Annotated in this window: 3 protein-coding genes and 1 pseudogene; all 4 read right to left on the minus strand. The window is 41.8% G+C overall.

What is annotated here, in order from left to right; all coding sequences use genetic code 11:
- Positions 1-827: 827 nt before the first annotated feature.
- Positions 828-2,006: a toll/interleukin-1 receptor domain-containing protein gene (locus B147_RS30075; RefSeq protein ID WP_020586230.1), complete on the minus strand. Its 1,179-nt coding sequence runs from the start codon at positions 2,004-2,006 to the stop codon at positions 828-830.
- 706 nt (positions 2,007-2,712) lie between these two features.
- Positions 2,713-2,868: pseudogene (locus B147_RS30985) on the minus strand (transposase); the annotation flags it as partial.
- A gap of 57 nt (positions 2,869-2,925) precedes the next feature.
- The gene (locus tag B147_RS0105455) at positions 2,926-3,480 is read right to left on the minus strand and encodes a hypothetical protein (RefSeq protein WP_157237791.1); all 555 of its coding nucleotides are present in this window, start codon (positions 3,478-3,480) and stop codon (positions 2,926-2,928) included.
- 8 nt (positions 3,481-3,488) lie between these two features.
- Positions 3,489-4,631: a nucleotide-binding protein gene (locus tag B147_RS30080; protein WP_020586232.1), complete on the minus strand. Its 1,143-nt coding sequence runs from the start codon at positions 4,629-4,631 to the stop codon at positions 3,489-3,491.
- Between the last annotated feature and the right edge of the window lie 1,000 nt (positions 4,632-5,631).

Below are 5,631 nucleotides of genomic sequence, written 5' to 3' on the forward strand. Positions count from 1 at the left end.
CAGAAAAAATGATTATGCTACGATCATACTTTAAAGCAGGGCGTTGGGATTGTTTGAAACTCATGGCAACCACGCACAATCCAATGCCGGCGGCATGACCGGGAAAATGGGAATGCGCCCCCCTGGGAGGACTGGTGGTATTTAAGTGCAGCAAACTAATGAGGTACCTCTTCAATAGTGCTTTTAAAGCCCATAACGTGTTCTTTTGAGTCTGCACCAAAAATTTCTGTAAGGTGTTTCAACGATGAAACACCGCTATTAAAATTATCCCCCCGGACAAAGCCTGTCTGATCCTACCGGATTGGAATATTGAAAGCGTTTCATCGATAAAACGCTTATCTACAAAATTCACTCCTATCCAAAACGTGTCCTTTTTTTACCACAGAACCTGCGCCAGGAAGCTTTTTGAGGTGTTTCGGCGTTGAAACAGTTCCGTTAAAATTACCCAAACGAAGCCTGGCTGATTGTATCATCTTTGAACATGACCAAGCGTTTCATCGATGAAAGGTGGAAAAACACAAAATGAATAAAATTCATAAATAATCAGAAATAATCATTACTATTTCAATGCTTCGCGCTTTAATAATGCGCTTATTTCTGCGATTTAATGCGTTTTTTGTGTTTCTGGTGTATAGTGTCATCACAGCAACAAAAGCCCTTTAAATGGCAAATTTATCCTATAAAACAAGGCGGTTAATGACAATCTCGCATGCTTTGTCCTGCAACATGATTTTTTTCATGATCCGGCTGTCGGATGGCGTGGGGGGGGGATCTTCAGTGATGGGGCATCCTGTTTCGATTGGGCCATCCGCACCCCGTGAACAGAATCATGGTTTTATAAAATATATCTCGTCGCTTCGGAACATGCCGTGGTTGGTTCCAATGACGATATGAAGCAGAGTGTCTGTTGGCATCCTGTGGGAACCTTCGATTTCAAGCTCGAATCGGTAGGGGGTGTCAGGATCTATGTACAAAGGATCTCGAATTTTCTGTATTGAGCTAATCGGAGTATCGGCCCATTCCCACTCGGCAACTATAGCATCACCGAAAATCAGGGAGCGGTTGCCATCGTACTGATTCGCTTCAACTTTAAACGTCGATGGCTCTCCTTCTTGAGGCATAAGGTTACGCACCCGACACGGGAAAGGGAATGGCACTTTGTATTTCTCCGACGGGTCAAGAGTGATCTTGCGGACCGATCCGGCAGATATTATTCTCCTTTGCGCTGCGAAAACCTCGATTCCACAAGAGAGCAGAATCAGGGAAGAGTCAGTTCCTGTGTTCACAATAATATCAAGGATGGGGTTTGGTTCAGGTTCAAACCTGCCTCGCAGTTCAACATAGCGAGTTGATCTGCTCATGTATTCTGCCAGGTAATAGCGGTTATGCATGAGTTGCGCATATAGCTCTTCATCGTCCGCAGCACTCTCCGCTTTCAGCAACGGTCCTGGTACCGAATCGTTACATCGCCAACAAGATGCTCCTTCGTGAATATCAATTCGTGTATAGCACAACTTTGGGCTCCGTGACGGGTGCTCGGGTCCCTTAAGTGCATCACCGAACTGCTCTATCAACAACTTTATATCATGGTTCCAATAGTCACGGCGGATCTCAATAGACTGCCTTTGCGGTAGAGTTTTAAGAGGCTCTGGAAGCACTTCAGATGGCGGGATCTTAGCCCCTCTAACTAACACCGGTATTACCTTTTTCCCTTTGAGTGCCAGGGCCAGCTCCTGACGCACCCAGTCATCCTCTTGGTCTATACGTCGCCGTCCCCATTCGTCAGTACCTACCTGCAACCACTTGGGCCCAATTACCACGACAATGGTCTCGGCTGCTTTAAGAGCGTTTTTTAGCTTCTCCGGCCAGACAGCTCCAGCTTGGATGGACGAGTTATCCATGAAAACTGAATCATCGCCAAATGCTTGGCGTAAAGCGTCACTGATAGCTTGAGTGTCAGGGCCAGCATCATCTCTCCGGTAGCTCAAGAATATTGATCCGCTCATGATAGCTTCTCCTCGGTATCTAACAAGTTAATCACTTGTTTCTGTTCATCTTTCCTTTCCAATCATCTAACGGAATAACATGAATATCATGCGGATTTGAATAATTCCTTTTTAACATTAAAATAATTGAAGCATATCTTCACCCTGCCAAATCATTCAAGAAAAAAATAGTGTTTGGTGAATCAGAGCTGCAAAGCAACCCCCAAAGTCTCCTCCTCTCGTGGCTCTGGAATATGATTTGATGGGAAAAATGTAGTTCTCATGGTTGGAGTACTGATAATGACCTGAAGAATCTGTACCTTCACAATGAGTTCATCAGATCTGGTACTCATTTCATTAGGGGGGGGGTGAACACGTTTTGATGGGTGAACGGGTAGAACACAGAAAATGGGGAATTCTTAATCCTATGCAAAATTTTGAAATTACTGCTGCTTTTTTTACCGGGACCGTGGAAAGAGATGGACTATAGGCCCACCAGTCAGCAAGAGCATTGCGCATTTTCTGACGTTTTTCCGCCTAATAACCCAAATCTCCAAACACAAAAAGGGTTACAATTAGTAGGTCATAAAAAAGGAATTTGTTCAAAGTTGCTTGAGTTATAAGTTCCTCTAAATTTATTCGTTATGCAGTCATAACCCCCAGTAAAACTGGGGGCCTGATTGTTAACCGCTCAAAGCGGTCTTTTAAAAGCGCCTAAAGGCGCGGCTTAATCAAACAAATTCATCTGTTCACAACGCCTATCCTCTTTTTCTTGATGACGGATATATGCACGAACAACTTGCTCATCAAGCCCTACTGTTGAGGCGAAATAGCCTCTGGCCCAAAACTTTTCACCAAGGTTGTTTATTTTCAACTCCCGGAACTGTCAAACTTTTCGAGTCCTCCACCGGAGGTGGAGGTTTACCCAATAGAATTATATTTATTTTTTTGATTTTCTTATTATTGAATTCATTAGTAAAAATATCGTTGCAACAATAATAGCCAAAACAAAATATGAAACAGCATATTTTTGCTTTGTGTTTAAAATATAAAAACACCCAATTTGCGCAACAATAGAAATTAATGGTTGTACACTTTCAAATAAATTCCACCATAATCTCTCAGATATAGAAGCTCTTTGTTCCGCTGGCGATATATATTCCTCCCATAAAATTAGTGAATCAGAATCCTTTATTAGTGTTTTAAGTTGTGGTTCTATGCAATCTCTTATGTAGTCACCAACTCTTACAATGGCATTTCCATTGAAAAATAATGATAAATCGAAGGCTAAAGGGAGTATTGCAACTGCTAATAGGATTATTACTTCATACTCTTCTGCTGGCTTTTTGGTAGAACAAATACCGACCAAAAGCCCTAAGGAGATTAATTTATAGTACCCAAGCTGATGAGATAGTTTGATTTTTTCAATTATTTCATGCCTGAGGTTATCAAAATACAGTTTAAGAATTTCCAATTTAGCTTGTTCTTGATTCATGCTTTGTGTCAAAATGCCCCGTTCCCCTCAATAAGTTTTATTTGACCAATTTCAAACTCTCCTTCTCCATAACTTGGCCTATCAGAATCATCACCACCAAATTCAAGAACAATACCCGGTAGTATTTTAAAATCGGGAGAATCAGCTGCATATCTATAATTACCATCCGAGTTGAATACTTGCCAGCAATCCTCATTAAACAAGATATCAATATTTTCCCAGGTGCCAATTTTTTTTACGCAATCCAGTGTATAGATATCATTGCGTTTTCGCACCCATTGTGTAGAGCGAGAATCTATTAATCTTATAGAAAAGGCCAGATCCGGGCTATTTTTTAATGTTCTAATTACACGAATGGGAATCTGCACGCCCACAGTGTTTTTTTGAATTTCAATTGCTGAAAGCCCACCAGGACGAAGAGATATATTTGGAGGAAAGCCCTTTTTATGACAATATGCCACTGAAAAAACATTGCCTTCTTCTGTTTTTAACAATGATACATTCAAATTGTTTTCTTTGCATCGAGGGTCCACCCACAATCGGAAAAGAGAAGGAACTGAATATTGCTTGTCAAGCTCCCCTACGGTCTCAGGGAAGACCCCGCAGAAAGTGTAGAGGGCAATGTCAGATTCATCTCCTCGTTCCAATGATTTCAGTATAGGTCTTTCTCTACGTTTATTTACAGTGAAAAGTTCTTTTTCAATACAATCACATGCCGAACCAACCGCAGAAACAAGATCATATTCATCAAATGCGTGCCTATAATTCACATAGTTGAGCCCCTCAAAATCAGATGGTAATTTAAAGTCACTTTCTGATTGAGGTACACAAATAAAAGTGCGCTCACGTCCAAATATTCCCATTGCTATCCCAGCTTCGAAAATAACATTATCTCGAACTGAGCGAAAATTTTCTCCTCTACTTTCGCTATGGTCAGTGGCTGCAAAAACAAAAAGGGCAGCGTCATACTTGTTCATTTCAACAAGCAATTGCTCCAAAGTAAAATTTCCTGGGCGAAAAAAGCCCTCATTCCACAATGCTACATCAATACAAGATTTACCGCTTCTTCGATTTTCAAGGTTAGTACGAAACGCCTGAGCAACTTTAAGTGATTCGCTTGCACTTCCTATAAACACGCGCACTCGTTTCATGTAGAGGTCCTATTATTTTTTTGATTTACACGTTCATTATAAAATATACTACTATTTTCGGCTCCTTCCACGGTGATTCTAAGAACACAGGGACTCAATGGTATGATTGAATCATGCTGAACCATGTAAAGGATAAAAACGTACTTTGTATTTCCAATGCGATGGTGAAAAACTTATAAAATATATAAGCCAAGATCTGCAAGAAAAAATATAGTGCATGGTGGATTAAAACCTAAAAATAAACTCACCATCTCCAAAGTCCTCCCTCCGTGGATAGTAACGAAAATTCCGGGTAGAGCCGGGCAGTTACCTTCCCGGCGCCCCCACAGATCCGGACGAGCGGATTTCCCGCATCCGGTTCCTCAAGTTCACGGTTTCGCTTAACAACGTGCATGCGCTATTCTTGGAGTCGGCAATGGATAAAATTTCAACAACATTTGAAATCTATTCCACGGTATGCGACTTTCTCTGTTTCTACGATTCAGCCAGAACCTCCATTTACGCGTAACTTCATGCAAGAACAACTGGAGGCATCTGAAATTACCGTTTATTCCATAATAGTTGTAGTGGCCTCTGAGCTTCTGAAGCAATTTCTCATGCTGTATGCTGAGCTTTATATGCCTGTGGTCCCGACACCACAAGTGTATTGCCTTTAAAGCTTTTGTAAGACGATCTTTAGCCGTTTTACGCTTTACAACCCACTTGCCTTTTCTTGATTTCCCCCAATAGTGGGTGAATCCAAGAAAATTAAAGGTTTCGGGACGTTTGCCCTTTATACGCCATGGGGCTTCAAAGTGAACCAAGCGGGTTTTATCCGGATGAATTGTCAATCCAAATTTCCCAAACCGTTTTGCTAATACTTCCTGGACCCTCAATGCGTCAGATTGTAATTTAAAAATCAACACAAGTCGAGTAGCCCAAGGGAACCGCCCCCTCAGGCTCTCACAGAACCGGACGTGAACGTCTCCGCTCATCCGGCTCCTATTGACCAGCCTATGCA

Source organism: Desulfobacter curvatus DSM 3379 (assembly GCF_000373985.1).
GTDB classification, from domain to species: domain Bacteria; phylum Desulfobacterota; class Desulfobacteria; order Desulfobacterales; family Desulfobacteraceae; genus Desulfobacter; species Desulfobacter curvatus.